The organism is Pseudomonas sp. P7779, assembly GCF_013386315.1.
Taxonomy (GTDB): domain Bacteria; phylum Pseudomonadota; class Gammaproteobacteria; order Pseudomonadales; family Pseudomonadaceae; genus Aquipseudomonas.
In genome coordinates this window covers 1-2,084 of the sequence record NZ_JACARZ010000166.1, presented here as the reverse complement: position 1 = coordinate 2,084, position 2,084 = coordinate 1, and the positions used below count along the sequence as shown (strand labels likewise).

Genomic DNA, 2,084 nt, shown 5'->3' with positions numbered 1-2,084 from the left:
CTCCCACATTTGATCTGTGTTGTTTTCAATAGCGGTGTTCATACCGCTTCCCGGCGCCGATCTTCCCTTGGGCACTTGGCAAACCTTGCCCGGTAGCTGCGGGTGAAATACGACGGCGACTCAAAGCCGCAGGCGATGCTCACCTCCAGCACGCTCAGGTCGCTCTGGCGCAACAACTGCCGAGCCTTTTCCAGGCGCAAACCCAGGTAGAAGTTGCTCGGTGTGTCGTTCAGGTGCAGCCGAAACAAGCGCTCCAACTGCCGCCGCGTGACCTTGATCGCCTCCGCCAGCGCCAGTGTGCTCAACGGCGGTTCCGTGTGCTGTTCCATCTCCCCAATCACCTGCACCAACTTCTTGTTGTTGATGCCGTAGCGCGTGGCGATCTGCATGCGTTGGTGGTCTTTGCGCGGGCGGATGCGGCCGAGCACGAATTGCTCGGACACCTGGATCGCCAACTCTGGCCCGTGAGCCTGGCTGATCAGGTCGAGCATCAGGTCGATGGACGCGGTGCCGCCCGCCGAGGTGATGCGCCGGCGGTCGATCTCGAACAGCTCCTGGGTTACCGTCAGCTGTGGATAAGATTCCTTGAAGGCGTCGATGGCTTCCCAGTGCAGGGTCAGGCGGTGGCCGTCGAGCAGGCCGGCTTCGGCGAGTACGCAGGCGCCAGTGTCGATGGCGCCCAGGGTCACGCCGTCGTGGTCAAGGCGACGCAGCCAGTGTTCCAGTGCGGGCGTGGCGAACTTCAGCGGTTCGAAGCCGGCCACCACCAGTAAGGTCGAGCCTTTCTTCAGCGGCTCCAGCGCGGCGTCGGCGTTGACCGACATGCCATTGCTCGCCAGCACCGCGCCGCCGTCGGCGCTCAAGACGTGCCAGCGGTACAGCTCGCCGCGAAAACGATTGGCGACACGTAAAGGTTCGATCGCGGAGATAAAGCCGATGGCGGAGAAGCCCGGCATCAGCAGAAAGTAGAAATCCTGGGACATGGAGCGCTCTCGTAGGACGGACAGCGTGGTCACTGTGATACGCCAGTTCAATCGGTCATTCAAGGGGGCAGGTCGCTGCAGTGCAAGAGCTGGTCGCCGCCGTGCGTTTTGTCGGGGACCAAGCTGCGTAACTTGGCTGCACGGTGCACAAAGACGCCGGAACCCACAATAACAACCTGCCGAGGGAACCACCATGAACCGACTGATCAGCCGCTGTGTGCTCGCACTCAGCGCCAGCGCCATTTTGAGCACCAACGTCATGGCAGCCGATGCGGCTTCTTGCCAGAACGTGCGCATGGGCGTGGTGAACTGGACCGACGTAATCGCCACCAGTGCCATGACTCAAGTGTTGCTCGACGGCCTCGGCTACAAGACCAAACAGACCAGCGCGTCCCAGCAAATCATCTTTGCCGGTATTCGCGACCAGCGCCTGGACATGTTCCTGGGCTACTGGAACCCGCTGATGACCCAGACCATCACCCCGTTTGTCGACGCCAAGCAGGTCAAGGTGCTCGACAAGCCGTCCCTGGAAGACGCCCGCGCGACCCTGGCGGTGCCGACTTACCTGGCCGACAAGGGCCTGAAGACCTTCGCCGACATCGCCAGGTTTGAAAAAGAACTGGGCGGCAAGATCTACGGCATTGAACCGGGCTCGGGCGCCAACACCCAGATCAAGGCGATGATCGCCAAGAATCAGTTTGGCCTGGGCAAGTTCCAACTGGTGGAATCCAGCGAGGCCGGCATGCTCGCCGCCGTCGACCGCGCCGTGCGCCGCAAGGAGGCCGTGGTGTTCTTCGGCTGGGCGCCGCACCCGATGAACGTCAACGTGGCGATGACTTACCTCACCGGCAGTGATGACGCGCTGGGCCCGAACGAAGGCATGGCCACCGTGTGGTCCGTCACCTCGCCGACCTACGCCGAGCAATGCCCCAACGTGCACAAGTTGCTCAGCAACCTGACCTTCACCGCCGCCGACGAGAGCCGAATGATGCAGCCGCTGCTGGATCACAAGGACGCTTTCGAGTCGGCCAGGCAATGGCTCAAGGATCACCCGCAAGACCAGCAGCGCTGGCTGGAAGGCGTGACCACCTTCGACGGCAA

The 2,084-nt window shown here is 62.3% G+C and carries 2 protein-coding genes; one reads left to right on the top strand and one right to left on the bottom strand.

Translation table 11 applies throughout. The features are described from left to right. Positions 1-38: 38 nt before the first annotated feature. Positions 39-983 (bottom strand): GlxA family transcriptional regulator, encoded by a 945-nt coding sequence (locus HX869_RS30520; protein WP_003216927.1) that lies wholly within the window; start codon positions 981-983, stop codon positions 39-41. A 193-nt stretch (positions 984-1,176) separates the two neighbouring features. On the opposite strand from HX869_RS30520, the gene choX reads away from it, so the two are divergent. After that, on the top strand, positions 1,177-2,084 hold a 908-nt coding region (choX, locus tag HX869_RS30515), incomplete at its 3' end, for a choline ABC transporter substrate-binding protein (protein WP_178904125.1).